The sequence below is a fragment of the uncultured Eudoraea sp. genome, assembly GCF_947490415.1.
Taxonomy (GTDB): Bacteria; Bacteroidota; Bacteroidia; order Flavobacteriales; family Flavobacteriaceae; genus Eudoraea.
The window spans coordinates 1-235 of sequence record NZ_CANLGX010000018.1; the positions used below are offsets into that span (position 1 = coordinate 1).

Below are 235 nucleotides of genomic sequence, written 5' to 3' on the forward strand. Positions count from 1 at the left end.
GAACTGATCACAACACCGGGAGAGGTGCCGTCATAATCAATACTGAACTGGGCAGCTGCCGTATTGCCGTTTCCGCTACCATTGATAGCCGAGTCTGCCGGTATATCTACTGTCACCGCCCCATCCGAAGTAGGCGTGATGTCTACCGTATAGGTGTCGCCTGTTCCTGAAAAATTCCCCGCATTGCCATTGCCAAGGGTCAGATCCCCAATGTCGAATCCGGTTACCGACTCAT

At 52.8% G+C, this 235-nt stretch carries 1 protein-coding gene; it reads right to left on the minus strand.

The annotated features are described in order from the left end of the window. The coding region (locus Q0874_RS17370; RefSeq protein WP_299164818.1) for an Ig-like domain-containing protein at positions 1-235 on the minus strand (235 nt) is incomplete at both ends.